This is a genomic window from Actinotalea sp. Marseille-Q4924, from assembly GCF_916618755.1.
In the GTDB taxonomy this organism is placed as follows: Bacteria; Actinomycetota; Actinomycetes; order Actinomycetales; family Cellulomonadaceae; genus Actinotalea.
Genome location: NZ_CAKAKB010000003.1, coordinates 427,018 through 452,199, shown reverse-complemented (window position 1 = coordinate 452,199; position 25,182 = coordinate 427,018). Strand labels below are relative to the sequence as shown.

Genomic DNA, 25,182 nt, shown 5'->3' with positions numbered 1-25,182 from the left:
CGGTCAGGCCCGCAGGGTCGCGCCGTGCCGTCGGTGCGCCTCCGCGACGGCGGCCTCGCGCACCGCAGCAGCCTCCGCGGACGTCAGGGTCCGGTCCGCCGCCCGCAGCCGCAGCGAGAAGGCGACGGACTTGGAGCCGTCAGGCACCGGCGCGCCGCGGTAGACGTCGAAGACCCGCAGCTCCTCCACGATGTCCCCCGCCGGCGACGACGACGCCCCGACGCGCACCGCGTCGAGGAGCTCCCCCACCGCGACGTGCTCGGCCACGACGAGCGCGATGTCCTCCTTCGCCGGCGGGAACGTCGGCACGGCGACCGCCTGCACCGGTTCGGTCGGCGCCACGGCCAGCACGGCGTCGAGGTCCAGCTCGAACGCCACCGTCCGGGACGGCAGGTCCAGCGCCGCGACGACGCGCGGGTGGAGCTCACCGGCGTGCCCGACGACGACGCCGTCGGGTCGCCGCACCTCGGCCGTCCGGCCCGGGTGCCAGGGCGCGACGGCGGCCGCCGCGACCGACAGGTCCACGCCGACCGCCCGGCCGACGAGGAGCGCGGCCTCGATCGCGTCGGTGTGGTCCGCGCGGCGGCCGGGACCCCACCAGCCCGCGGGCTCGCGCACGCCGGTCAGGACGCCGGCCACGTGCCGCGGCTGCGGCGGCACCGCGGCGTCGAGCGCCGCGAGCTCCTCGGACGACGGGAGCGTGGCGCCCCGCAGCTGCGGGGCGGCCGGGGCACCCCGGTCCGGTCGCGTGACGAGTCCGGACTCGACCAGCGCGACGTCGACGAGCCCACGCCCGACGTTGCGACGCACGGTCTCCAGGAGCGTCACCAGGAGGTGCGTGCGCATCTCGGGCTGCTCGTCCGACAGCGGGTTGAGGAGGCGCACGGCGTGCCGACGTGCGTCGTCGGCCGGCAGGCCCAGCGCGTCGTGCTGGTGCGCACCGACGAACGGGTAGCTGAGCACCTCGACGAACCCGGCGCCGACCAGCGCGTCCGCCACGGCGCGACGAGCCGCCTGGGACCGGGTGAGACCCCGCCCCGCGGGAGCCTGGGGCAGGACCGACGGGATGGCGTCGTAGCCCCGCAGCCGGGCCACCTCCTCCACCAGGTCGACGGGCACCGCGAGGTCCGGACGCCAGCTGGGGACGGTCACCCGAGCGGACTGCCCGTCAGCCTCGACCGCGCAGCCGATCTCCGTGAGGGTCTGCGCCACCTCCTCCGCGGTGTACGGCACACCGACGAGCCGCGCCGGCAGGTCCAGCGGCAGCTCGACGACCGTCCGCGCTCCCGTGCGGTCCACGTCCGTGAGCGCGTCGTCCGCCGTGCCGCCGCCGTAGCGCAGGAGGAGCTCCACGGCGCGGCGTGCGGCGACCCGGGGCAGCTGCGGGTCCACGCCGCGCTCGAAGCGCTTGGCCGCCTCGCTGGGGATGCGGTGGCGCCGGGCGGTGCGCGCGACGGTGACCGGGTCGAAGTGCGCCGCCTCGATGAGCAGGTCCGTCGTCGCGTCGGTGACCTCGGACTCCGCCCCGCCCATGACGCCGGCCATGCCGAGCACCCGCCCGGCGCGGCCGGAGGCCGCCGGGCTGTCGGTGATGAGGAGGTCCTCCGGGTGCAGCTCGCGGAGCGTCCCGTCGAGCGTCCGCAGCTGCTCGCCGGCGTCGGCCCGCCGGACCACGACCGGCGCCGCGACCTGCTCGAGGTCGTAGGCGTGCAGGGGCTGGCCGAGGTCGAGCATGACGTAGTTCGTCACGTCGACCGCGAGCGAGATGGGGCGCATGCCGGCCTGCGTGAGCCGGCGCTGCATCCACGCCGGGGACTGGCCGTGCGCGCGGACGGCGCGGACGACCTGGGCGACGAAGCGGTCGCACCCCGCGGCGCCGTGGACCGGGCTCGCGTCGTCGACCTCGACGGGGAAACCGCCCTCCGCCGGCCGCTCGTCCGCGTCCTGCAGCGCGGCCGGGTCGCGGAACGACGCTCCCGTCGAGTGGCCGTACTCCCGGGCGACGCCCCGCATGGAGAAGCAGTAGCCCCGGTCCGGCGTCACGTTGATCTCGAGGACCTCCTCGCCGAGGCCGAGGAGCGCCTTGGCGTCGTCGCCGGGCGACGCGTCGACGTCGTCGGGCGACAGCACGATGATCCCGTCGTGGTCGTCACCCAGGTCGAGCTCCTTGGCGGAGCAGATCATGCCGTCGGACACGTGCCCGTACGTCCTCCGGGACGCGATGGGGAACGGACCGGGCAGGACAGCGCCCGGGAGCGCGACCACCACGAGGTCGCCGACGTCGAAGTTGTGCGCGCCGCAGACGATGCCGCGGGGGCGCACCGCACCGTCGTCGGCGGCCTCGTTGTGGCTGCCGACGTCGACGCGGCACCAGTTGATCGTCTTGCCGTTCTTCTGCGGCTCGGGCGTGCGCTCGACGACGCGGCCGACGACGAGCGGGCCGGTGACGGCGGCGCCGTGGACGGCCTCCTCCTCGAGCCCGACGCGGACGAGGTCGGCGGCGAGCTGCTCGGCCGTCGTGCCGGGCGGCAGGTCGACGTGCTCGGCGAGCCAGGTCAGCGGGATGCGCGGCATCAGATCGTCCCCTCGAGCTGGAGGGAGAACCGCACGTCGCCCTCCACCATGTCGTGCATGTCGGCGATGCCGTGGCGGAACATCAGGGTCCGCTCGATGCCCATCCCGAACGCGAAGCCGGAGTAGACCTCGGGGTCCACCCCGCAGGCGCGGAGGACGTTCGGGTTGACCATGCCGCAGCCGCCCCACTCGACCCAGCCGGGGCCGCCCTTCTTCTGGGGGAACCACAGGTCCATCTCGGCGCTGGGCTCCGTGAAGGGGAAGAAGGACGGCCGCAGGCGCGTGCGGGCCTCAGGCCCGAACACCGCACGCGCGAAGTGGTCCAGGGTCCCCTTGAGGTGCGCCATGGTCAGGCCCCGGTCGATCGCCAGGCCCTCGACCTGGTGGAAGACGGGCGTGTGCGTGGCGTCGAGCTCGTCCGTGCGGAACGTCTTGCCGGGGCAGGCGATGTAGACGGGCAGGTCGCGCTCGAGGAGCGTCCGGGCCTGGACCGGCGAGGTGTGGGTGCGCAGCACCAGCCCGGAGTCCTCGGCACCTTCGGGCGGGGCCACGAAGAACGTGTCCTGCATCTGGCGCGCGGGGTGGTCCACGCCGAAGTTGAGGGCGTCGAAGTTGAACCACTCGGCCTCGACCTCGGGGCCCTCCGCGATCTCCCAGCCCATGGCGACGAAGACGTCGGCGATGCGCTCCGAGAGCACCTCGAGCGGGTGCCGGGCGCCCACGGGGCGGCGGCCCACCGGCAGCGTGACGTCGACGGCCTCCTCGACCAGGACGCGCTCGTCCCGCTCGAGCTCGAGCTCCGCCTGCCGGTGCGCGAGCGCGGTGGTCACCTGGCCGCGGGCGGCGCCGAGCCGGCGCCCCGCCTCGGCCTTGTCCTGCGGAGAGAGACCGCCGATGGCCCGGTTGGCGAGCGCCAGTGGGCTCCGGTCCCCGGCGTGCGCCAGCCGGGCGGACTTGAGCGCGTCGAGGTCACCGGCAGCCGCGATCGCCGTGAGCGCGTCGGCGACAGCGGCCTCCACGCCCGGCCCGTCGAGCGGGGACAGCGAGAGCGGGGTGACGGTGCCCGACGACGGCACGCCGTCGGGCGGAGGGGTGGCGGACATCCGGGGCCTCTCGGGGGCTTGACGTGCGGCTACGGCCGGCTGGCGAGTCTAGTGGCGCCCGCCGTGGGGCCTCGTCGTCCTCCGCTGGATGGACCGTCAGGTCGCGCCGGCGCGATGGTCCGGCGGCACGACGTCAGCGGGGCGGGCCCTCGGCGGGCCGGCTAAATCGACCCGTCCGACGACGGCGCCGGGCATCCGCCGCGACGGCACGCTGCGCGGCGTCGTCGGGAGCGGGCGGCCGGGTCATGCCGGTCATCATGGCACAGGGCCCACGACCCAGGGCCGGCCGGCTGGAGCGGCGAGTCCGGCGCGGGAGGTCACGGCTCTCCGCCGTGACGGGCGTCCAGGGCGAGCCGGGCGACGTCCGTGTGCAGGGCGGACCCGCCGCGGCCGCGGCCGAGCTCCGACCGGACCAGGCGCAGGTCCGTGACCGTCCAGGAGGGGCCCTCGTAGACGCCGAGGGCCCGCACCGGACCAGCCAGTTCGTCCGGCGCCGGGCGGCCGTCACCCGGCCCCCGACGGCCCCGCGAGCGTCCTGCCCGCACGTCCTGCGCGACCCGACCGACGGTGAGGTGCGGCCGCGACCGTTCCCGCGTCTCGGCGTGGCCGAGGACGACAGCGCCGACCTCGCGCGCCCCGGCGCAGAGCTCGGCTGCGGCGCCGGCGTCGCCGCCGACGCCCACCCACAGCGTGCGGTGCGCGAACACGCCGGCGCCGCGGAGGCTCAGGTCGAAGGGCTCGCGGCCGGAGGACAGGACGGCCAGGCCCTCCTGCAGCTCGTGCGCCGCCCCGTCCGGCACGTCACCGTAGAACGCCAGGGTGACGTGCCAGTTCTCCGGTGGCGACCACCGCACCGGCGAGCGAGGACCGGCGGCGTCGGCTCCGTCGGTGCCCAGCCGCACGGCCTCGAGGGCCGCGGCGAGGTGGTGCAGCACGACGTCCGGAGGCCGCAGGGCGGCGAAGAGGCGCATCGGTCCAGGATGCCCGGAGCCGCGACGACGGGAGCCGTCAGGACCGCGAGCCGTCAGGACCGACGCTGGGCACGGGCGGAGGCGTACAGGCAGACGGTCGCGGCCGTCGCCAGGTTGAGGGACTCGGCCCGGCCGTGCAGCGGCACGCGGACGACGGCGTCGGCGAGCGCCCGGTCCTCCGGCCGCAGCCCCCACGCCTCGTTGCCGAAGAGCCACGCCGTCGGTGCGGCGAGGTCCGGTGCGGCCGACGGGCGCGCCGGGTCGCCCACGAGGTCGAGGAGGTCGTCGAGGTCCCACTCGCCACCGCCGTCCGCCGCCAGGACCTGGAGCCCGGCCGCACGCAGGAGCGCGACGACCTCCGGGAGCACCGCCCCGGTCGCGACCGGCAGGTGGAAGAAGGACCCAGCGGTCGACCTGATCACCTTGGGGCTGTGCACGTCGACGCTGGCCTCCGTGAGGACCGCACCGTCCGCACCCGCCGCGTCCGCCGCACGGATGACCGTGCCGGCGTTGCCGGGGTCGCGGACGTGGTGCAGCACGGCGACCAGGCGCGGCGCGGCCCGGAGCACGTCGGCCGCGCCGACGACGCGCGTGCGCGCGACCGCCAGCACCTCCTGCGCGTCCGGGCTCATGGCGGCAAGCACCTCGGCGGTGCCGATCCGCGGGCGGATCCCGGCCACCGCCGCCGCTGCCACGAGCTCGTCGTGGCGCCCCGCGGAGGAGTCGGTGAGGTACAGGTCGACGACGTCGCCGGGCGCCTCCACGACCAGCTCCCGGACGCCCTGCGGGCCCTCGACGAGGTAGCGACCGTGCCGCAGACGCGCCGAACGCCCGGCCAGTGCCCGGACCGCCCTCACCCGCTCGGCGCGGGGGTTGGTGAGCTCGGGCATCGGCCGGGTGTCCGCCGGTCGCGCGTGGTCGCGCAGCGGCTCAGGCCGCCGACGGCGCGTTGACGTCCGCGGGCAGGGCGTCCTTGGCGACCTGGACGATCGCCGCGAAGGCTGCCGGGTCGCTGACGGCGATCTCCGCGAGCGCACGACGATCGACCTCGACACCCGCGGCCTTGAGGCCCTGGATGAAGCGGTTGTACGTCATGCCCTCGGCGCGGACCGCGGCGTTGATGCGCTGGATCCACAGCTTGCGGAAGTCGCCCTTGCGCGCCTTGCGGTCGCGGTAGGCGTAGACGAGGGAGTGGGTGACCTGCTCCTTCGCCTTGCGGTACAGGCGGGACCGCTGACCGCGGTAGCCGGACGCCTTCTCGAGGGTCGACCGGCGCTTCTTCTGGGCGTTGACCGCCCGCTTCACGCGTGCCACGTGATGCTCCTTGCGTGTCGGGGCTCACAGGTGAGCGGGGTGCTGCGCACCCGCGGGCTCACTTGCCGAGCAGCTTCTTGATCTTCGGGGCGTCGGCCGGCGACAGGACCTGGTCCGACGCGAGGCGACGGGTCCGGCGGCTCGACTTGTGCTCGAACAGGTGACGCGCGCCCGCCTGCTCCCGCATGACCTTGCCGGTCCCGGTGAGCCGGAAACGCTTCTTCGCACCACTGTGCGTCTTGTTCTTCGGCACTGGTGTGCTCTCTTCCTCGTACGCCCGGGGGCTGGATCACGTGCGGGCCGGTGGGCTCGCACCTGGACGGGTGGTTCGTGGGGCCTCAGGCCTGGGCGGCGTCGGCGGGCGTCGGCGCGGCGGGAGCCTGCGGCGCCGGGGCGTCGGTGGCCGCGGGGGCGGCACCGTCGGCCTGACCGGTGCGCGCCGCGTCCTTGGCCGCCTCGGCCTCGGCCTGCGCCTTGCGCTTCTCGCTCTTCGCCTCGGCCTTCTTCTTGACCGGCGCAAGCACCATGATCATGTTACGGCCGTCCTGCTTCGGCATGCTCTCGATCGTGGCCAGCTCCGAGACGTCCTCGGCCAGCCGCTGCAGCAGGCGCACGCCCATCTCCGGGCGCGACTGCTCGCGACCACGAAACATGATCATGACCTTGACCTTGTCCCCCGCCTTGAGGAACCGCTCGACGTGGCCCTTCTTGGTGCCGTAGTCGTGCGGGTCGATCTTCAGGCGGAAGCGGATCTCCTTGAGGACGGTGTTGGCCTGGTTGCGCCGGGCCTCCCGCGCCTTCATGTCCGCCTCGTACTTGAACTTGCCGTAGTCCATGAGCTTGCAGACCGGCGGCCTGGCGTCCGGGGCGACCTCGACCAGGTCGAGATCGGCCTCCTGCGCCAGTCGCAGGGCATCCTCCACCCGGACGATGCCGACCTGCTCGCCGTTCGGACCGACCAGGCGGACCTCGGACACGCGGATCCGGTCGTTGATGCGCGGCTCGCTGATGTGCTGCTCCTCGACTCGACGGGACGACCGCCGCGACGAGGAAGGCCCCCGCGTCGAGCACGTCGCGGGGGCCTGCAGTCCGGTGCGCCGACGACGACGCCGAGGTGCTGGCCCCAGGGGGACGGCACCTCCGGACCGGACCCGGCACCTGTCGTCTGCCGAGGCAGACCGTCGGTACGCGGGTGGGATCAGCTCCGCTTGTGCACCAGGTCCCGTGCGACTGCAGTGCAGGCACGACGGAACCAGGTCGGTCGGGCAGCACTCTACCAGGCGCTGGCGATGGGGTCGCTGTCCCCCGTCGCACGCGGGCGGGGACCCCGGTCCGCGGAGGCTCCCCCTGCGGCGGCGCGGGCCGCCGGGCCGTGGCGCGGTGAGAGGATCCTGCCATGACACAGGGCCCGCTGGACGAGACCGCCGCCACGACCGCCGCGGTGCGGGACATCGCGGAGATCCCCGCCGTCGCCGTCATCCAGGCGGCCGCGGTCCACCTCATGAGCGCCGCGGCGGTGAAGTGCGGGCTCGCGGAGGACTCCGCCGACGTGCCCGGGGCCGAGCTCGCCGACCTCGACGAGGCGCGGAAGCTCATCACCGCGCTGGCGGGGCTCGTGACCGCGGCCGCGCCGGAGATCGGCAACCAGCACGCCCGGTCGCTGCGTGACGGCCTGCGATCGCTCCAGCTCGCCTTCCGGGAGGCGCTCCCCTACCCGGACGCCCCGGGCGAGGGGCCTGGCGAGGCGTTCACCGGACCGGTCTCCTGACGACCTACCCCGCCGAGGCGCCGTCGGGCCGGCGTCCTATGCTGGCCAGGTGACCGACAGCACCGGACTGCCGCGTCCCGCGGGGGGCCACGGCACCGACGTCGGCCGGCGCACGGGGGACGTGGACGTCCACGACGGCGACGGCCCGACGACGGGCCCGCGCGAGAGCGCGCTGCCGACCGCGCCCGCGGACGCCCCGGCGCCGCCGTCCGCCCCGCAGACCCCGGCGGCTGCGTCTCCGGGCGCCGCCGCCTCGGGCGCCACCGCAGCGAGCCCCGAGCCGACCGGCGGGCCGACGCCCGCGGGAGAGACCGACCCGGCGCCGACGGGACGGGACGAGCGGCGGCGCCGCCGGCGGCGCATCGCGACCACGACCTTCCTCGTCCTCCTCGTCCTGGCCCTCGGCGCGTCCACGGTGCACCTGTACCGCACGAGCACGGCCTGGCAGGAGCGCGCCGACGCCTACCTCGCGGACGCCCGCGGACTGGGCGACGAGCTCGCGGCGACGCGGGCGGCGCTGGCCGGCACGGAGTCCGAGCTGGACGGCGTCCGCGCGCAGCTCGCGACGGCGCAGGGCCGCATCGTCGAGCTTGCGGACGAGAAGGCGCAGATCGGCGACGACCGCGAGGTCCAGCGGCAGCTCGTCGACTACCAGGAGCGCGTCAGCGACGCGGCGGGCCAGGTCGCCCTCGCCCTGGACCAGTGCGTCCAGGGCCAGCAGGAGCTCATCGGGTACCTGCAGGACACGGTGACGGACGCGGCCCGGTACGACGCGGCCGAGCTGGAGCGCTTCCGCACCGACGTGGAGGACCTGTGCCAGACGGCGACCGAGGCGAACATCGCGCTGCAGCGGGAGCTGAGCCGGTGAGCCGACCTCCGGCGGCCACGTCGCGGCGCGTCCGCGTCGGCGCGAGCGCCGTGCTGGCGACGGTCCTTCTCGCCGGGTGCGCGACCGTCGACGGAGCTCTCGACGAGGTGCCGCAGATGCCCGGTCCCCGCGCCACCGACCTCGTGCCGAGCGAGGCGCCCATGAGCGAGCCGACGGGCTCCGGCGTCCTGTCCCCCGACGGGTTCGACGCCGTCCAGCGCATGGCCGTGCGCATCCGCAACGTCGGGTGCGGGACGCTGACCACCGGGTCGGGCTTCGCGATCGACGCGACGGTCCTCATCACCAACCGCCACGTCGTCGAGCAGTCGGACGAGGTGCAGGTCTCCACCTACGACGGGCGCGACATCGACGTGGCGACCGCCAGCACGGCCGCGCTGGCCGACCTCGCGATCGTCCGGACCGCCGGGGAGCTGCCGAGCTACCCCGTCCTGGCGGACGCGGACCCGGTGCGCGGTGACGCCGTGACCGTCGTCGGCTACCCGCAGGGCGGTGCCCTCACGGTGACGAGCGGCACCGTCATCGGCGAGACCACCGACCCCATCAACGAGAACCTCGGCGAGGTGCTCGTCACCGACGCGCCGGTCGAGCCGGGCAGCTCGGGGTCGGCCGCTCTCGACGAGCAGGGCCGCGTCATCGGCGTCGTCTACGCCAAGAACGCCGCGGGCCAGAGCTTCCTCGTGCCCGTGAGCACGCTGCGGCGGCTCCTCGACGACACGGCCGCCTTCACGCCGACCGAGCCCTGCGCGCCCTGAGCGCCTGACCGGGCCCCGGCGCGCTCACGGCCGCGCGGTCACGACGCGCATCTCGAGGCTGTCGACGCGCGCCGCGACCACCTCCTCGGCGGCGAGAGCCGCACCGACGCGCCGCAGCACCCGGTCCAGGTCCTCGCGGTCCAGGCCGGGGGCGAGGGCCACGACCACGGCGACCTCCGCCCGCCGCCCGGGCACGGCGTCGGCGGCCCGCACCTCGGGCACCTGCTCGAGAGCGACGGAGACGGCCGACCGCACCTCGTCCACGACGGCACCGTCGACCACGGCAGGACGCCACGTCGTGCCCAGCGCCAGGGCGCGCACCGCCGTCCGCGGCACCGGGACGGCCACCGGCCCCCCGGGGTCCACGACGAGCACCTCCCAGCCCTCCTGCAGCGCGGCCGCGGCGGCCCGCGGGCCCTCCGCCGGGACCGGCCGGGCGTCGGACCGCCACGCCCCGAGACTGGCCGTGCTGGTGAAGACGGGGAGCGCGGTCCGTCCGTCGGGGGTCGCCAGGGCGACGACGCCGGTCGACGCCTCCTTGTCGACGTGCAGGCCTGCGGCGGTCGTCCCGGACGCCTCCACCTCGGCGAGCACCGGCACGAGGACGCGCGCGTCGGCGAGCGCCGTGACGACGTCGGCCAGGGTCGCCCGCCCGTCCGCCCACGCGGTGACGGCCGCGGCGAGCCCGGGGTCCGCCGAGCCGTCGTCGCCGGCGAACGCCGACGTCGGCGGCAGCGCCTTGCCGGTCACGGGCGCCCGGCGACGTCCAGCGCCTCGGGCAGGGTGAAGGCGCCCGCGTACAGGGCCTTGCCGACGATCGCGCCCTCCACGCCGGCGTCGACGAGCCCGCGGAGGGCGGCGATGTCCGCGAGGCTCGAGATGCCACCGGACGCCACGACCGGGGCGTCGGTCCGCTCGCACACCTCACGCAGGAGGTCCAGGTTGGGGCCGCGGAGGGTCCCGTCCTTGGTCACGTCCGTGACGACGTACCGCGCGCAGCCCGCGGCGTCGAGCCGGTCCAGCACCTCCCACAGGTCGCCACCCTCACGCGTCCACCCCCGCGCCGCGAGCGTGGTCCCGCGGACGTCGAGACCGACGGCGATCGCGTCCCCGTGCTCGGCGATGATTTTCGCGGTCCACTCCGGGTCCTCCAGGGCGGCGGTGCCCAGGTTGACCCGTCGGCACCCCGTGGCGAGCGCACGCTCGAGCGACGCGTCGTCGCGGATCCCGCCGGAGAGCTCCACGCGGACGTCCAGGGCCCCGACCACCTCCGCGAGCAGCTCCGCGTTGGAGCCGCGGCCGAACGCGGCGTCCAGGTCGACGAGGTGGATCCACTCCGCCCCCCCGGACTGCCAGTCCAGCGCGGCGGCCATCGGGCTGCCGTAGGAGGTCTCGGAGCCGGCCTCGCCCTGGACGAGACGGACGGCCTGCCCGTCGGCGACGTCCACGGCGGGCAGGAGCTCGAGTCGCGTCATGCGTCAGTGTCCTCTCAGGCTGGAGACCCAGTTCCGGAGCAGCTCCGCGCCGGCGTCGCCGGACTTCTCCGGGTGGAACTGGGTCGCGGCGAGCGGGCCGTTCTCGACGGCGGCCACGAAGGGACCGCCGTGCTGGGCCCACGTCACCGCGGGGGGCGTGAAGCGGCCTCCGCCGAGCGGCGGGAAGCTGCGCGCGGCGTAGGAGTGCACGAAGTAGAAGTACTCGTCCTCGATGCCGGCGAAGAGCGTGGAGCCCTCCGCCGCGTCCACGGTCGACCACCCCATGTGCGGCACGACAGGCGCCTCCAGGCGGTCGACCACCCCCGGCCACTCGCCGAGCCCCTCCGTGCGCACGCCGTGCTCGTCGCCGTGCTCGAACATCACCTGCATGCCGACGCAGATCCCGAGCACCGGGCGGCCGCCGGCCAGGCGACGGTCGATGATCTGGTCGCCGCGCACCTGCCGCAGGCCCGCCATCACCGCCGCGAACGCACCCACGCCGGGCACGACGAGACCGTCCGCCGCGACCGCCGTCGTGGCGTCGGCGGTGAGCTCGACGTCCGCGCCGACGCGGGTCAGGGCCCGCACGGCGGAGCGCACGTTGCCGAAGCCGTAGTCGAGGACGACGACGCGGGGTGAGGTCACCGAGGGAGTGTAACGACGGGCCGCTCAGCCGCGCCGACGCGCCCGCGCCGCGGCCGTCAGGGTCCGCGCCGCCCTCCACCGCGACATCCCGACCGAGGTCACGACGCCCGGCAGGTCCCCCGCCGCTACCTGGCCGAGGAGCAGCTGCTCGACCACCGCGGGCGCCCCGTCGAGCATGAGCACGGCGGAGACGTCGTCTCCGCGGGTGCCGCCGGACCACCGGGAGCCGGACATCCGCCCGCCGCGGTGCACGAGCAGGACCACCATCGTGTTCGCCAACGCCTGCGACACGGCCGCCGCGGCCCGCTCGGGCTGCTCCCCCGTCGCGTCACGGCACACGGCGATCGCGCCGATGTCGCTGGGCACGACGTCGACGGGGACCTTGCCCAGCGCGCACGCGGCCGCGAGCGCCTCGGCGTGCGCGACCTGGGTGAGCAGGACCGCCGTCGGCGGCAGGGCGACGTCGTCCGCGCTCACAGGGCGCCCTTCGTCGAGGGGATCCCCTCCACCCCCGGGTCCGGCGCCACGGCCGCGCGCAGCGCACGGGCCAGCGCCTTGAACTGCGCCTCCACGACGTGGTGCGGGTCGCGGCCCGCGAGCACCCGCATGTGGATGCAGATCCCGGCGTGGTGGGCGATCGACTCGAGCACGTGCCGGGTCAGCGAACCGGTGAAGTGGCCGCCGATGAGGTGGTACTCCTGTCCGGCGGGCTCGCCGCCGTGCACGAGGTAGGGCCGGCCCGACACGTCGACGACCGCCTGGGCCAGCGCCTCGTCCAGGGGCACCAGGGCGTCGCCGAACCGGCCGATGCCGGCCTTGTCGCCGAGCGCGACCCGCAGCGCCTCGCCGAGCGCGATGGCGACGTCCTCGACGGTGTGGTGGACGTCGATGTGGGTGTCGCCCGTGGCGCGGACGGTCAGGTCGACGAGCGAGTGCTTGCCGAGGGCGGTGAGCATGTGGTCGTAGAACGGCACCGACGTGGAGATCTCCGTGCGTCCGGTGCCGTCGAGGTCGAGCTCGACGAGCACGCTCGACTCCGACGTGGTGCGCTCGATGCGCGCTGTCCTGCTCACAGTCCTGCCACCTCCACCAGGGCGTCGCGGAACGCCGTCATCTCCTCCGGGGTGCCGATCGACACCCGGAGCCATCCCTCGGGGCCCGTCTCACGGATGAGGACCCCCCGGTCCAGCAGTCCCTGCCAGACGGCGTGCCGGTCCTCGAAGCGTCCGAACAGCACGAAGTTGGCGTCGCTGTCCGCCACCGTCAGCCCGCGGTCCCGCAGCCAGCCCACCGTCGCGTCGCGCTCCCTGCGCAGCCCGTCGACCTGGGCCATGAGCTCGTCGGCGTGCGCGAGCGCGGCGCGGGCGACCGCCTGGGTCACCGCGGAGAGGTGGTACGGCAGGCGCACGACGCGCAGGGCGTCCACGACGGGGTGGTCGGCGACGAGGTACCCCACCCGGGCCCCGGCGAGACCGAACGCCTTGGACATCGTCCGGGTCACGACGAGGTTCGGGTGCTCACCGAGCAGCTCGAGCGCCGAGGGCACACCCCGCCGCCGGAACTCCCCGTACGCCTCGTCGACGACGACGACGCACCCGCCGGGGACGTCGTCGGCCGCGGCGAGGACCGCACGGACCTCGGCGGCCGGCAGGGCGGTGCCGGTGGGGTTGTTCGGGCTCGCGAGGAGCACGACCGACGGCGCGTGCTCCGCCATGCGGGCGCGCACCTCGTCGAGGTCCAGCGCGAAGTCCTCCGCGCGGCGCCCGGTCACCCAGCGCGTCGCGGTGTCGCGGGCGTACTCCGGGTACATCGAGTACGTCGGCGCGAACGACAGCGCGGTCCGACCCGGGCCGCCGAAGGCCTGGAGGAGGTGCAGCATGATCTCGTTCGAGCCGTTCGCCGCCCACACGTGCTCCACCGGGGGGCGGACCCCCGACTCCCGACCCAGGTACGACGCGAGGTCGGCGCGCAGCGCGAGGAACTCCCGGTCGGGGTACCGGTTGAGGCCGCGGGCCGCGTCGGCCACGGCGCGCGCGACGTCCGCGACGACCTGGTCCGACGGCGGGTACGGGTTCTCGTTGACGTTGAGCAGCACCGGCACGTCCAGCTGGGGGGCGCCGTAGGGCTCCAGGCCCGCGAGGTCCTCCCGCACCGGCAGGCGGGACCCGGCCGCTGATGCCGTCGCCGGCGCGGCGCCCGTCGGGGCGCGCGTCGCGGGGCTGGTCTCGGCGGTCACGCGCCCGATCGTAGCCAGCGGACTCAGCCCCCGGTGCGACCGCCCAGGTCCAGGACCCGCCGGTCCCCGTCGGCCCGGAAGCCCACCACCTCGAGGTAGCGCTCCGACGCCGCCATGCCGGGCGACGCGACGACCCGGCGGGTGCCGAGCGCCGCGAACGGGCCGTCGAGCCGGAAGACGAACTCGCCGGGCGTGAAGTCCCGGTACGCGGGCAGGACGTAGTCCAGGACGACCTGCTGCTCCTGCGCGTCGGCCCCGCGCCGGGTGAGGACCACGCCGACGACCTCGTCGCCGGAGCTCACGAGGAACGCGTGCTCGGCGGAGGTCGCGACGTCGTCGAGGTCGCGGCCCCGCAGGTCGGGGTTGAAGGTGGCGATGTCGTCGGCGTGCCGGTGCAGCAGGTGGCGCAGGAACGGCTCCTGCGGGGCGATGGGGACGGCGTCGTAGACGCGCGCGTCGTGCCGCTGGCGGACGAGCCGCACGATGAAGAAGAGGTTGATCCCGACCAGGACGGCGTTCATCGCCACCATCGGCCAGACGCCCAGCACGGCGTTGTAGAACACCAGGACGGCGCTGGCGGAGAGGTTGAGCACGCGGAACCGCATGACGCGGGTCTGCAGCAGCGACACGATGAGGACGGCCGAGCCGATCCAGCCGACCGCTTCCACGACGACCACGTCATCCTCCTGTCCGGGCCCCGGCGGCGTCGCCGGGCACGGCCGAGATCCTACGGCGCCCTGACCGTCGCACGGGCACGGTCCGGCGCGGGACGTCACACGGTGGAGCGGTCCGTTCAGGACGTCGCGGCCGTCTGGAGCGACCACGTCGCGACGACGTCGCCCACGGCGTCCGGGCGCAGGACGCCGTTGTGCGTCGCCCCTTCCACGACGACCACCTCGACCGGGTGGCCACCGTCGTCGAGCGCGTCCTCGAAGGCGCGGGCGAACTCCTCGCCCACCAGCCGGTCGGCGGTGCCGTGCACGAGCAGGAACGGGAGGTCGGGGCGCCCGCCGGCCAGCAGCAGCGGGTTGCCCTCCGCCCACAGGTCCGGCGCCTCCGGCTCGGCGACGCCGAAGAGGTTGCCCGCGAGACCGCCGGTCGCCGAGACGTCGTACGGCCCGGCCAGGCCGACCACGCCGTCGGCGGCCCGCGGCGGGTACGGGCAGAAGGCACCCCGACCCTCGGGCACCAGGCCGACGACGGCGGCCAGGTGCGCCCCGGCGGAGTGCCCGGCGACCAGGACGGGCACGTCCGGGACCTGCTCGCCGGCGTAGGCGACGGCGCACCGCACGTCGTCCGCGGGCACCGGCCAGCTGCTCCCGGTGGAGGAGGTGCCGTACGTGATCGTCACCACCGCCAGCCCGGCCGCGCGCAGGTGCTCGCCGAGCGGCGCGAGGCCGAGCGGGTCCGCGGTGCTCCAGCCGCCGCCCGGGACGAGCACCACGACGGCCGCGGGCTCGGCGTCGGGCAGGGCGACGGTCGCGGGCAGCCCGGCGAGGTACTCGCCCGGACCCGGCTCGGCCTCGGGGCGCGCCGGCGCGCCGACGGGGGTGGGAGAGGGAGCGGGCGAGGCGGTGGCGTCGGCGGCCTCCTGTCCCGGGCCGTCGGCCGGAGCGCGATCGGCGGCGGCCCGACCGGGTCCGTCGGCCGGAGCGGGCTCGGCGCCGCCGCAGGCCGACAGCGAGAGCGCGCCGACGCAGACGGCGACCGCAGCGGTCACGACACGTCGAGGGGTCACACCGGAAGTGTCGCAGCGACCGCCGGTCCGGCGCTCCGTGTCGGCGGCGGCTGCCACACTTCCCGGATGCCGGAGACGACCCTCGAGACGCCTGAGCCCGACCGCACCGCGACGCCCGGTCAGCAGGGCGCGACGGCGCTGCGCGACCGCGCCGAGCACCTGCTGCGCGCGCTCGTGGGGCGCGACGACGCGCGGCTGAGGGAGGACCAGTGGACCGCCGTCGAGGCCCTCGTCGCGGGGCGCCGGCGCGCCCTCGTGGTGCAGCGGACGGGCTGGGGCAAGTCGGCGGTGTACTTCGTCGCCACCGGCCTCCTGCGGGAGCAGGGCGCCGGGCCCACCGTCATCGTCTCCCCGCTGCTGGCGCTCATGCGCAACCAGGTGGAGGCCGCCCGGCGCGCCGGGATCCGGGCGGAGACGATCCACTCCGCCAACACCGACGAGTGGGACGGCGTGCGGGCCCGGATCGCGGCGGGCCAGGTCGACGTGCTGCTGGTCTCGCCGGAGCGCCTCACGCACCCGGGGTTCCGTGACGAGGTCCTCCCCCACCTGGCCGCCACCACGGGGCTGCTCGTCGTCGACGAGGCCCACTGCATCTCGGACTGGGGCCACGACTTCCGGCCGGACTACCGCCGGATCGGGACGCTGCTCGCCGACCTGCGGCCCGGCACGCCCGTCCTGGCGACCACCGCCACCGCGAACGCGCGGGTCACCGCCGACGTCGCGGAGCAGCTGCGCGCCGGGCACGACGGTGAGGTGCTGGTGCTCCGCGGCGGCCTGGACCGGGAGAGCCTGCGCCTCGCCGTGCTGGAGCTGCCGGACCAGGCCGCGCGACTGGCGTGGCTCGCGACGACCCTGCCGCGACTGCCGGGGTCGGGCATCGTCTACTGCCTGACCGTCGCCGCGGCGGAGCAGGTCGCCGCCCACCTGCGCACCGCCGGGATCGCCGTCCGCAGCTACACCGGACGCACGGAGCCGGCCGAGCGGACCGTGTCGGAGGACGACCTGCTGGCCAACCGGGTCAAGGCGCTGGTCGCCACCTCGGCGCTGGGCATGGGGTTCGACAAGCCGGACCTCGGCTTCGTCGTGCACCTCGGTGCCCCGGCGTCGCCCATCACCTACTACCAGCAGGTGGGCCGCGCCGGTCGCGCGACCGAACGCGCCGAGGTGGTGCTGCTGCCCGGGCGCGAGGACCGGGCGGTCTGGGACTGGTTCGCCGCGATGTCCTTCCCTGCGGAGGACCAGGTGCGGGCCACCCTGGCGGCCCTCGAGGGTGCGGGCCGCCCGCTGTCGACCGCGGCCCTGGAACCGCGGGTGGAGCTGCGGCGCTCACGGCTGGAGCTGCTGCTCAAGGTGCTCGACGTGGACGGCGCGGTCCGGCGCGTGCCCGGCGGCTGGACCGCGACGGGCCGGCCGTGGACCTACGACGCCGAGCGGTACGCCCGGGTGCAGGCAGCGCGCGAGGCCGAGGAACGCCTCATGACCGAGTACGTCACCGCACCAGGGTGCCGGATGGCCTTCCTGCGGTCGGTGCTCGACGACCCGGAGCTGGAGGGGTGGGTGCGGGCGGGGTCGGCGCCGGACACCTGGCGGTGCGGTCGGTGCGACCGGTGCGCTCCGGACGCCCCCTGGGCGGTCCCGGACGACGACGCGGTCCGTGCCGCGCGGTCCGCGCTGTCGGTCCCCGGCGAGGAGCTCGAGCCCCGGCGCCAGTGGCCCACCGGGATGGCGGCCCTCGACGTGCCCCTGACGGGGCGGATCCCCGCCGACGAGCAGGCCGGCACGGGGCGCGTCGTGGGGCGGCTGGACGCCCTCGGCTGGGGCAACGCGCTGCGGGAGGTGCTCGCCACGTCGTCCGACGGTCACGCCGTCGACGGACCCGTGCCGCCGGCCCTGCGCGCAGCCGTCACGGCGGTGCTCGACGCGTGGGCACCTCGGGTCGACGGCGTCGTCGTCATCGCCTCCGACAGCCGACCGGAGCTCGTCCAGCACCTCGCGTCCGGCACGGCACGCCACCTCGGCGTGCCCCTCGTCGGCGCTCTCGTGCCGGACCAGCGGGTGCCGTCCGGTCGCCACGACGTCAACTCCGCGCAGCGCCTCGCCGGGGTCGCCCGGCGGCTGACGCCGGACCTCGGCGACGCCGCGCTGGCCGGGCTCCCCGGGCGGACCGTCCTGCTCGTGGACGACCGGGTCGGCAGCGGCTGGACGATGACCGTCGGCGCACGCCTGCTCCGTCGGCTCGGCGCGGCACAGGTCCTGCCCTTCGCCCTCGCGGTGGGGTGAGCGGCCCCTCGGGACGCCTCGGCCCTGCTGCGCGCCTCAGAAGCGGGCGCGGACTGCCTCGCCGTGCGCGGGCAGGTCCTCGTCGCCGGCGAGTGCGACCAGGCGGTCCGCCACCTCGGCCAGCGCGTCGGCGCCGTACTCCACGACCTGGACCGGACGCAGGAAGCTGTGGACGCCGAGCCCGCTCGAGAAGTGCGCGCACCCTCCGGTCGGCAGCACGTGGTTGGACCCCGCCATGTAGTCGCCCAGGGACACGGGCGAGAACGCCCCGACGAAGATCGCCCCCGCGCTCGTGACCCGGTCCGCCACGGCCGACGCGTCGGCCGTCTGGATCTCCAGGTGCTCCGCGCCGTACGCGTTGACGACGGCGAGCCCGTGCTCGAGGTCGTCGACGAGCACGATGGCCGACTGCGGCCCCGACAGCGCTGTGGCGACCCGCTCGGCGTGCCGCGTGGCGCCCACCACGTCCGGCAGGAGCGCCTCGACGGCGTCCGCCAGGGCGGCGGACGCCGTGACGAGCACGGAGGCCGACGTCGGGCCGTGCTCGGCCTGCGAGACCAGGTCGGCGGCGACGTGCCGGGGGTCCGCCGTGTCGTCGGCGAGCACCGCGATCTCCGTCGGGCCCGCCTCCGAGTCGATCCCGACGACCCCGCGCACCAGCCGCTTCGCGGCCGTGACGTACTGGTTGCCCGGCCCGGTGACGACGTCGACGGGCTCGCACAGCACGTCGCCGTCCGCCTCGGACTCCCCCGCTGCGCCGTAGGCGAGCATCGCGACGGCCTGCGCACCGCCCACGGCGTACACCTCCTCCACACCGAGCAGGTGGCACGCCGCGAGGATCGTCGGGTGCGGGAGGCCCCCGTGCTCCTTCTGGGGCGGGCTCGTCACGACGAGGGAGCGGACGCCCGCCTCCTGCGCCGGGACGACGTTCATGACCACCGACGACGGGTACACGGCCAGGCCGCCCGGCACGTACAGACCGACGCGGCGCACGGGCAGCCAGCGCTGGCGCACCTGCGCGCCGGGCGCGACGTCGACGACCAGGTCCGCCGGCACCTGCGCGCGGTGCACGACACGCACCCGTCGGATCGCCTCCTCCAGGGCGGCGCGGACGGTCGGGTCGAGCGTCTCGACGGCACGGGCCAGCTCGTCGGCGGGGACGCGGAGCCGCTCCGGCCGCACGCCGTCGAACCGCTCGGCGAGATCGCGCAGGGCGGCGGCGCCGCGGTGCCGCACGTCCTCCACGAGAGGCGCCACCTGCTGCAGCGCCCCCTCGACGTCGAGCTCGGGGCGCGGCAGGGCCTGCGCGAGCTCCCGCGGGGTCAGCGTCCTGCCCCGCAGGTCGATGCGGGCGATCGTCGTCGAGGTGGTCGTCACGCCCTCGATCCTAGGTCGCCGCCCCCGGGCCGCGGCGGGGACGTCCGTGCGTTCTCAGCGGCTCCGGTGCGCCAGACTGGCGGGGTGGAACCACGGATCGTCGACGCCGAGGACGGCATCCGGCTCGGCCAGCTCCTCAAGCTCGCCGGCGTCGCGGAGAGCGGCGGCCACGCCCGGGCGCTGCTCGACGAGGGCGAGGTCACGGTCAACGGCGAGCCCGAGGGCCGACGCGGACGCCGGATCCTGCGGGGCGACGTCGTCGTGGTCGACCTGCCCGGTGGCGAGGAGACCGTCCGCCTCCGGTGAGTCGAGCGCCCGCGCTCCCGACCGGACGACGGTCAGCGGGTCATGTAGGCGGAGCCCATGATGCGGTCGACCGTCAGCCGCAGGACCACGCGCCGTGGGTCCTCCGTGAGCGTGCGGTACCGCACCGCATACCGCCGCATCGCCTCGAGCACCTCGTCGCGGTCCCGCACGACGGCGATCGTGCCCTCCAGGGTGAGCCACCGGCCGCCGTCGACCTGGCACACCGCTGCCCGCACCTCGCTGCCGGACCCGGCCCGCGTCTCGATGTTCCTGACCTTGGCCGAGGTGAACCGCGTCGTGATCCTGATGACGCCCTGCTCCGGGTCCCACGTGAAGCCGACGGGGACGACGTGCGGCGTCCCGTCCGGGCGCAGCGTGGTGAGGGTCGCCAGATGACGCTCGGTGACGAACACGTGCTGCTCCGGCGTCAGGTGGATCACCCGCGCAGTCTAGGGAGCGTCACCCGCCTGCGGGCCGACCGACCAGCACGGCCTCAGGGCTCCGGGCGTTCGCCGGCGTGCGCCGGGAGGTCGGGGCGCGGCGCGCCGGCCGGCGTCAGACGGCGAGGCAGGCAGGCCCCAGGAGGGCCTTGAGGTCGCCGAACAGCGCCGGCGACCGCTCGATGCGCAGACCTTCCTCCAGACGCATGACCGTCGACCGGCCTGGCTGCGTGAGGCGCAGGTGCACCTCGGTCACCCCGGGGTGCGTCGCCAGGATCTCCCGGAGCCGCTCCACGACCGGCGGCGTGCAGCGGGAGACCGGCAGGGTGATCGTCACGGGCGCCGTCTCCACCGCGGAGACGTCCGGCAGGGACACCTCGACGGCCTGGAGCTGGAGCGTCTCGTCCCGGCGCCGGACCCGGCCGCGGATGGTCACGACGGCGTCCTCGGACAGGACCGTGGAGTAGGCGAGGTAGGTCTCGCCGAAGAACATCACCTCGACGGACCCGTCCATGTCCTCCAGCGTGACGGCGGCCCACGGGTTGCCGTTCTTGGACATCTTCCGCTGCAGCGAGGTCACCAGGCCGCACACGGTCACCATCGAGCCCTCGGCGCGGGCGTCGTCCGCCATGAGCGTGGCGATCGAGCAGTCGGCGGTCGAGGCCAGCACGTGCTCCAGCCCCGACAGCGGGTGGTCCGAGACGTACAGCCCGAGCATCTCCCGCTCGAACGCGAGGCGCTGCTTCTTGTCCCAGTCCGGCACGTCGGGGACCTCGACGCTGAACGACAGCCCGTCGTCCTGCCCGCCGCCGAGGCCGGCGAAGAGATCGAACTGGCCCTCGGCCTCGCGCCGCTTGACGCCGACGACCGCGTCGACCGCCTGCTCGTGGATGAGCAGCAGGGCGCGCCGGCTCGGGGACAGGAGGTCGAAGGCCCCGGCCTTGATGAGGGACTCGATCGTCCGCTTGTTGCACACGACCGCGGGGACCTTGTCGAGGAAGTCCTGGAACGAGGTGAAGGCGCCCTTCTCCTCCCGTGCAGCGACGATCGCGTCGACGACGTTGGCGCCCACGTTGCGGACCGCGGCGAGGCCGAACCGGATGTCCGTGCCGACGGCGGCGAAGTTGGCGGCGGAGGAGTTGACGTCCGGGGGCAGGACGGTGATGCCCATCCGGCGGCACTCGCCGAGGTACAGGGCCGACTTGTCCTTGTCGTCGCGCACGCTGGTGAGCAGCGCGGCCATGTACTCGGTGGGGTAGTTGGCCTTGAGGTAGCCGGTCCAGTACGACACGACGCCGTATGCGGCCGAGTGGGCCTTGTTGAACGCGTACCCGGCGAACGGGACCAGCGTGTCCCAGACCGCCTGGATCGCCGCGTCGGAGTACCCGCGCTCGCGCATGCCCGCCTGGAACGGCACGAACTCCTTGTCGAGGATCTCCTTCTTCTTCTTGCCCATCGCGCGGCGCAGCAGGTCCGCCTGGCCGAGGGAGTAGCCGGCGAGGATCTGGGCGGCGCGCTGCACCTGCTCCTGGTAGACGATGAGGCCGTACGTCTCGTCCAGCACCTCCGCCAGCGGCTCGGCGAGCTCGGGGTGGATCGGGGCGATCTTCTGCAGACCGTTCTTGCGCAGGGCGTAGTTCGTGTGCGAGTTCATGCCCATCGGGCCGGGGCGGTACAGGGCGATGACGGCCGAGATGTCCTCGAAGGTGTCCGGACGCATCTGGCGCAGCAGGGCGCGCATCGGCCCGCCGTCGAGCTGGAAGACACCCAGGGTGTCGCCGCGACCGAGCAGCTCGTACGTGGGCCGGTCGTCGAGCGGGAGCGTCTCGATCTCGATGGGCGGCTTGCCGTTGGCCTCGATGTTGACCAGCGCGTCGTCGAGGATCGTGAGGTTCCGCAGCCCCAGGAAGTCCATCTTGATGAGGCCGAGGCCCTCGCAGGTCGGGTAGTCGAACTGCGTGATGATGGCGCCGTCCTGCGGGCGCTTCATGATCGGGATGATGTCGATGAGCGGCTCGCTCGACATGATCACGCCGGCGGCGTGCACACCCCACTGCCGCTTCAGCCCCTCGATCCCTTGCGCCAGCTCGACGACGCGCTGGGCGTCCGGGTCCGTCGCGTGCAGCTGCCGGAACTCCTCCGCCTCCGCGTACCGCGGGTCCTTCGGGTCGAAGATGCCCGCCAGGGAGATGTCCTTGCCCATCACCGCCGGGGGCATCGCCTTGGTCAGCTTCTCCCCCATCGCGAAGGGGAAGTCGAGCAGACGGGAGGAGTCCTTGAGCGCCTGCTTGGCCTTGATGGTGCCGTAGGTGACGATCTGCGCGACCCGCTCCGAGCCGTACCGCTCGGTCACGTACCGGATGACCTCGCCGCGGCGGCGCTCGTCGAAGTCGATGTCGACGTCGGGCATGGACACGCGCTCCGGGTTGAGGAAGCGCTCGAAGATGAGTCCGTGCTCGATGGGGTCGAGCTCGGTGATGCCCATGGCGTAGGACGCCATCGAGCCGGCCGCGGACCCGCGCCCGGGACCGACCCGGATGCCGTTGTCCTTGGCCCAGTTGATGAAGTCCGCCACGACGAGGAAGTACCCCGGGAAGCCCATCTGGGTGATGACGCCGACCTCGTAGTCCGCCTGCTTGCGGACCGCGTCCGGGATGCCCGTGGGGTACCGCTTGTGCAGCCCCCGCTCGACCTCCTTGACGAACCAGCTGGTCTCGTCCTCGCCGGCCGGGACGGGGAACCGCGGCATGAAGTTCGCGCCCGTGTCGAAGGAGACCTCGCAGCGCTCGGCGATGACGAGCGTGTTGTCGCAGGCCTCGGGCAGCTCCCGCCACACCTCCCGCATCTCCTGGGCCGACTTCACGTAGTAGCCGTCGCCGTCGAACGTGAACCGGTCCGGGTCCGTCAGGCGCGAGCCGGAGTTGATCGACAGGAGGGCGTCCTGGAAGGTCGCGTCCTCCCGCTTCGTGTAGTGCAGGTCGTTCGTCGCCACGAGCGGCGCGCCCAGCTCCTCCGCCAGCTGCAGGAGCTCCTTCTGGACCCGGCGCTCGATGTCGATGCCGTGGTCCATCAGCTCGACGTAGAAGTTCTCGCGGCCGAAGACGTCCTGCAGCTCCCCGGCGGCCCGCCGGGCCTCCTCGTACTGCCCGAGGCGCAGCCGCGTCTGGATCTCCCCGGACGGGCACCCGGAGGACACGATGAGGCCCTCGGAGTAGGTCTGGAGCAGCTCGCGGTCCATCCGGGGCCACTTGCCCATCTGCCCGTCGAGCGACGCCAGCGAGCTCGCGCGGAACAGGTTGTGCAGCCCGGTGTTGTTCCGGGCCCACATCGTCAGGTGGGTGTAGGCGCCGCGCGCCGACACGTCGTCGTCCTTCTGGTGCGCGTCGCCCCACCGCACCAGGGAGCGGTCGAAGCGGCTGGTGCCCGGCGTGACGTACGCCTCCACGCCGATGATGGGCTTGATCCCGGCGGCACGGGCCTTGCTCCAGAACTCGAACGCGCCGAAGAGGTAGCCGTGGTCCGTGGTCGCCATGGCGGTCTGGCCGAGCCGCGCGGTCTCCGCGAAGAGCTGGTCGAGCTTCGCCGCGCCGTCGAGCATCGAGTACTCGGTGTGCACGTGGAGGTGGACGAAGTCCGATCCAGGTGCCGACATGAGGGGAAGTCTAGGTCGGCGGACCGACACGTCCGGCCACGACGGCCCGTCGTCGGGCGTCCGCCCAGGCCGCACCGGCGCGCCCGGCGTGTCGGTCAGCGGTGGCCCGCGCTGAGCAGCTCCCAGGCGTGCGCGAGGTCCTGCGGGTACGTGCTCGACAGCTCCAGCCGCGCCCCGGTCGCGGGGTGGTCGAACCCGAGCCGCATCGCGTGCAGCCACTGCCGGGTCAGCCCCAGCCGCGCGGCGAGCGTCGGGTCGGCGCCGTACGTGAGGTCCCCGACGCAGGGGTGTCGCAGCGCGGCCATGTGGACACGGATCTGGTGCGTGCGCCCCGTCTCCAGGTGCACCTCCACGAGGGAGGCCTGGGGCACCATCTCGAGCACCTCGTAGTGCGTGACCGACGGCTTGCCGTCGGCCGTCACGGCGAACTTGTAGTCGGCGGACGGGTGGCGTCCGATCGGTGCGTCGACCGTGCCCGTCGTCGGTGCGGGGTGCCCCTGGACGACCGCGTGGTAGATCTTGTCGACCGTTCGCTCCTTGAAGGCGCGCTTCAGCACCGAGTACGCGTGCTCGCTCTTGGCGACCACCATGAGGCCCGACGTGCCCACGTCGAGGCGGTGCACGACGCCCTGGCGCTCGGCCGCACCGGACGTCGCGACCCGGAAGCCCGCCGCGGCCAGCGCGCCGACGACCGTCGGGCCGGTCCAGCCCGGGGACGGGTGGGCCGCCACCCCCACGGGCTTGTCGACGACGACGACGTCCGCGTCGTCGTGGACGATCCGAATGCCGGGCACGGGCTCCGGCGGGGCGGCCGGCGTGGCGGGCTCGTCGAGCGCCGTGAGGTCCACCTCGAGCCATCCGCCCGCTGCGAGGCGGTCCGACTTCCCGACCGCCCGGCCGTCGACGACGACGGCACCCGCGGCCGCGAGCTCGGCGGCGCGCGTCCGGGACACCCCGAGGAGCCGGGACAGGGCGGCGTCGACGCGCTCGCCCGCCAGCCCGTCGGGGACGGGCATGGACCGCGTGCTCACGGCGTCTCGCGCCGTCCCGCCGGGTCGGCGTCGGTGACCGACCGGTCCGCGCCGCCGTCGGCGGAGCCCCCGTCCGCCGCACCGTCGGCCGGAGCGCCGAGGGCAGGACCGCCCTCGGCCGGACCGCCGCCGGCCGCGGCGCCCTCCCGGGTGCCGTCCACCGCCACCCCGCGCACCGACAGCAGGATGATGAGACCGGCCGCCGCGACGATGGCGATGTCCGCGACGTTGCCGACGAAGAGGTCGCCGTAGGCGATGAAGTCGACGACGTGACCGACCGCGAGACCGGGCTCGCGCACCAGCCGGTCGACGAGGTTGCCCACGGCACCACCGAGGAGGAGCCCGAGCGCCACCGCCCACGTCCGGGAGCCGAGCCGGGCGGCGATCCGGACGACGACGATGCTGACGCCGATCGCCGCGAGGGTGAAGATCCACGTCATCCCGGTGGCGAGGCTGAGGGCGGCGCCGGGGTTGTACAGCAGGGTCAGCCCGAGGAGGTCACCGACGACGGGGACCCGCTCACCCTCGGTGAAGGTGGCGACGGCCCAGACCTTGGTCAGCTGGTCGACGACGAGCACGACCAGGGCGACGGCTCCGAGCAGGGCGACGAGGGGACGTCCTGGACGCACGC

Annotated in this window: 25 protein-coding genes; 5 read left to right on the top strand and 20 right to left on the bottom strand. The window is 74.8% G+C overall.

The window, feature by feature from the left end; translation table 11 throughout:
* Positions 1-3: 3 nt before the first annotated feature.
* The 7 genes from pheT to infC all read right to left on the bottom strand — a co-directional run bounded on the left by pheT (position 4) and on the right by infC (position 6,939).
* Positions 4-2,574: a phenylalanine--tRNA ligase subunit beta gene (gene pheT / locus LG379_RS08790; protein WP_225754191.1), complete on the bottom strand. Its 2,571-nt coding sequence runs from the start codon at positions 2,572-2,574 to the stop codon at positions 4-6.
* Positions 2,574-3,677 carry a phenylalanine--tRNA ligase subunit alpha gene (pheS, locus tag LG379_RS08785; protein ID WP_225754190.1) on the bottom strand — a complete coding sequence of 368 codons (1,104 nt, stop codon included), beginning with the start codon at positions 3,675-3,677 and terminating at the stop codon, positions 2,574-2,576. Before pheS ends, pheT begins: the two co-directional genes overlap by 1 nt.
* Positions 3,678-3,994: 317 nt before the next feature.
* On the bottom strand, positions 3,995-4,648 hold the full coding sequence (thpR, locus tag LG379_RS08780; protein WP_225754189.1) for an RNA 2',3'-cyclic phosphodiesterase: 654 nt from the start codon (positions 4,646-4,648) through the stop codon (positions 3,995-3,997).
* A gap of 53 nt (positions 4,649-4,701) precedes the next feature.
* Entirely contained in the window at positions 4,702-5,538 is an 837-nt protein-coding gene (locus LG379_RS08775) for an RNA methyltransferase (protein ID WP_225754188.1), read from the bottom strand.
* A 40-nt stretch (positions 5,539-5,578) separates the two neighbouring features.
* Positions 5,579-5,962 (bottom strand): 50S ribosomal protein L20, encoded by a 384-nt coding sequence (rplT, locus tag LG379_RS08770; protein ID WP_225754187.1) that lies wholly within the window; start codon positions 5,960-5,962, stop codon positions 5,579-5,581.
* A 58-nt stretch (positions 5,963-6,020) separates the two neighbouring features.
* Positions 6,021-6,215, bottom strand: coding sequence for a 50S ribosomal protein L35 (rpmI, locus tag LG379_RS08765; RefSeq protein ID WP_034222274.1), 195 nt, complete (start codon positions 6,213-6,215; stop codon positions 6,021-6,023).
* 85 nt (positions 6,216-6,300) lie between these two features.
* A complete protein-coding gene (gene infC, locus LG379_RS08760) occupies positions 6,301-6,939 on the bottom strand; it encodes a translation initiation factor IF-3 (protein ID WP_255632899.1) in 639 nt (212 codons plus the stop codon).
* Positions 6,940-7,358: 419 nt separating this feature from the next.
* On the opposite strand from infC, the gene LG379_RS08755 reads away from it, so the two are divergent.
* Genes LG379_RS08755 through LG379_RS08745 form a run of 3 tightly spaced genes read left to right on the top strand, consistent with a single transcriptional unit; the run spans position 7,359 to position 9,371 of the window.
* On the top strand, positions 7,359-7,730 hold the full coding sequence (locus LG379_RS08755; protein WP_225754186.1) for a DUF1844 domain-containing protein: 372 nt from the start codon (positions 7,359-7,361) through the stop codon (positions 7,728-7,730).
* 49 nt (positions 7,731-7,779) lie between these two features.
* Entirely contained in the window at positions 7,780-8,598 is an 819-nt protein-coding gene (locus LG379_RS08750) for a hypothetical protein (protein WP_225754185.1), read from the top strand.
* The gene (locus LG379_RS08745) at positions 8,595-9,371 is read left to right on the top strand and encodes a S1C family serine protease (RefSeq protein WP_225754184.1); all 777 of its coding nucleotides are present in this window, start codon (positions 8,595-8,597) and stop codon (positions 9,369-9,371) included. Before LG379_RS08750 ends, LG379_RS08745 begins: the two co-directional genes overlap by 4 nt.
* Before the next feature lie 24 nt (positions 9,372-9,395).
* Here the strand turns inward: LG379_RS08745 and LG379_RS08740 are convergent, their stop codons facing one another.
* From LG379_RS08740 to LG379_RS08705, 8 genes are all read right to left on the bottom strand, one after another.
* Positions 9,396-10,121 (bottom strand): SseB family protein, encoded by a 726-nt coding sequence (locus LG379_RS08740; RefSeq protein ID WP_225754183.1) that lies wholly within the window; start codon positions 10,119-10,121, stop codon positions 9,396-9,398.
* Positions 10,118-10,846, bottom strand: a complete 729-nt coding sequence (priA, locus tag LG379_RS08735; RefSeq protein WP_225754182.1) for a bifunctional 1-(5-phosphoribosyl)-5-((5-phosphoribosylamino)methylideneamino)imidazole-4-carboxamide isomerase/phosphoribosylanthranilate isomerase PriA — start codon at positions 10,844-10,846, stop codon at positions 10,118-10,120. Before priA ends, LG379_RS08740 begins: the two co-directional genes overlap by 4 nt.
* Positions 10,847-10,849: 3 nt before the next feature.
* Positions 10,850-11,491, bottom strand: a complete 642-nt coding sequence (gene hisH, locus LG379_RS08730) for an imidazole glycerol phosphate synthase subunit HisH (protein WP_225754181.1) — start codon at positions 11,489-11,491, stop codon at positions 10,850-10,852.
* 24 nt (positions 11,492-11,515) lie between these two features.
* Entirely contained in the window at positions 11,516-11,968 is a 453-nt protein-coding gene (locus tag LG379_RS08725) for a hypothetical protein (RefSeq protein ID WP_225754180.1), read from the bottom strand.
* A complete protein-coding gene (gene hisB / locus LG379_RS08720; RefSeq protein ID WP_225754179.1) occupies positions 11,965-12,564 on the bottom strand; it encodes an imidazoleglycerol-phosphate dehydratase HisB in 600 nt (199 codons plus the stop codon). The genes LG379_RS08725 and hisB overlap by 4 nt, the downstream gene beginning before the upstream one ends.
* Positions 12,561-13,727, bottom strand: a complete 1,167-nt coding sequence (locus LG379_RS08715) for a histidinol-phosphate transaminase (RefSeq protein WP_255632898.1) — start codon at positions 13,725-13,727, stop codon at positions 12,561-12,563. Before LG379_RS08715 ends, hisB begins: the two co-directional genes overlap by 4 nt.
* A gap of 23 nt (positions 13,728-13,750) precedes the next feature.
* Positions 13,751-14,404 (bottom strand): YgjV family protein, encoded by a 654-nt coding sequence (locus LG379_RS08710; protein WP_225754178.1) that lies wholly within the window; start codon positions 14,402-14,404, stop codon positions 13,751-13,753.
* 116 nt (positions 14,405-14,520) lie between these two features.
* Entirely contained in the window at positions 14,521-15,465 is a 945-nt protein-coding gene (locus LG379_RS08705) for an alpha/beta hydrolase (RefSeq protein ID WP_225754177.1), read from the bottom strand.
* A gap of 66 nt (positions 15,466-15,531) precedes the next feature.
* On the opposite strand from LG379_RS08705, the gene LG379_RS08700 reads away from it, so the two are divergent.
* Positions 15,532-17,745, top strand: a complete 2,214-nt coding sequence (locus tag LG379_RS08700) for a RecQ family ATP-dependent DNA helicase (protein WP_225754176.1) — start codon at positions 15,532-15,534, stop codon at positions 17,743-17,745.
* A gap of 36 nt (positions 17,746-17,781) precedes the next feature.
* Here LG379_RS08700 and hisD read toward each other — a convergent pair whose 3' ends face one another.
* Entirely contained in the window at positions 17,782-19,122 is a 1,341-nt protein-coding gene (gene hisD, locus LG379_RS08695; protein WP_225754175.1) for a histidinol dehydrogenase, read from the bottom strand.
* A gap of 84 nt (positions 19,123-19,206) precedes the next feature.
* Here hisD and LG379_RS08690 point away from each other — a divergent pair, with 84 nt between their 5' ends.
* Positions 19,207-19,428, top strand: coding sequence for an RNA-binding S4 domain-containing protein (locus LG379_RS08690; RefSeq protein WP_225754174.1), 222 nt, complete (start codon positions 19,207-19,209; stop codon positions 19,426-19,428).
* A gap of 32 nt (positions 19,429-19,460) precedes the next feature.
* Here LG379_RS08690 and LG379_RS08685 read toward each other — a convergent pair whose 3' ends face one another.
* From LG379_RS08685 to lspA, 4 genes are all read right to left on the bottom strand, one after another.
* A complete protein-coding gene (locus LG379_RS08685) occupies positions 19,461-19,868 on the bottom strand; it encodes a pyridoxamine 5'-phosphate oxidase family protein (protein WP_225754173.1) in 408 nt (135 codons plus the stop codon).
* A gap of 115 nt (positions 19,869-19,983) precedes the next feature.
* Complete coding sequence (gene dnaE, locus LG379_RS08680) at positions 19,984-23,520, bottom strand: DNA polymerase III subunit alpha (protein WP_225754172.1); 3,537 nt, start codon at positions 23,518-23,520, stop codon at positions 19,984-19,986.
* Between the two features lie 95 nt (positions 23,521-23,615).
* The gene (locus LG379_RS08675) at positions 23,616-24,551 is read right to left on the bottom strand and encodes an RluA family pseudouridine synthase (RefSeq protein ID WP_225754171.1); all 936 of its coding nucleotides are present in this window, start codon (positions 24,549-24,551) and stop codon (positions 23,616-23,618) included.
* Entirely contained in the window at positions 24,548-25,180 is a 633-nt protein-coding gene (gene lspA / locus LG379_RS08670; protein WP_225754170.1) for a signal peptidase II, read from the bottom strand. The genes LG379_RS08675 and lspA overlap by 4 nt, the downstream gene beginning before the upstream one ends.
* Positions 25,181-25,182: the final 2 nt, after the last annotated feature.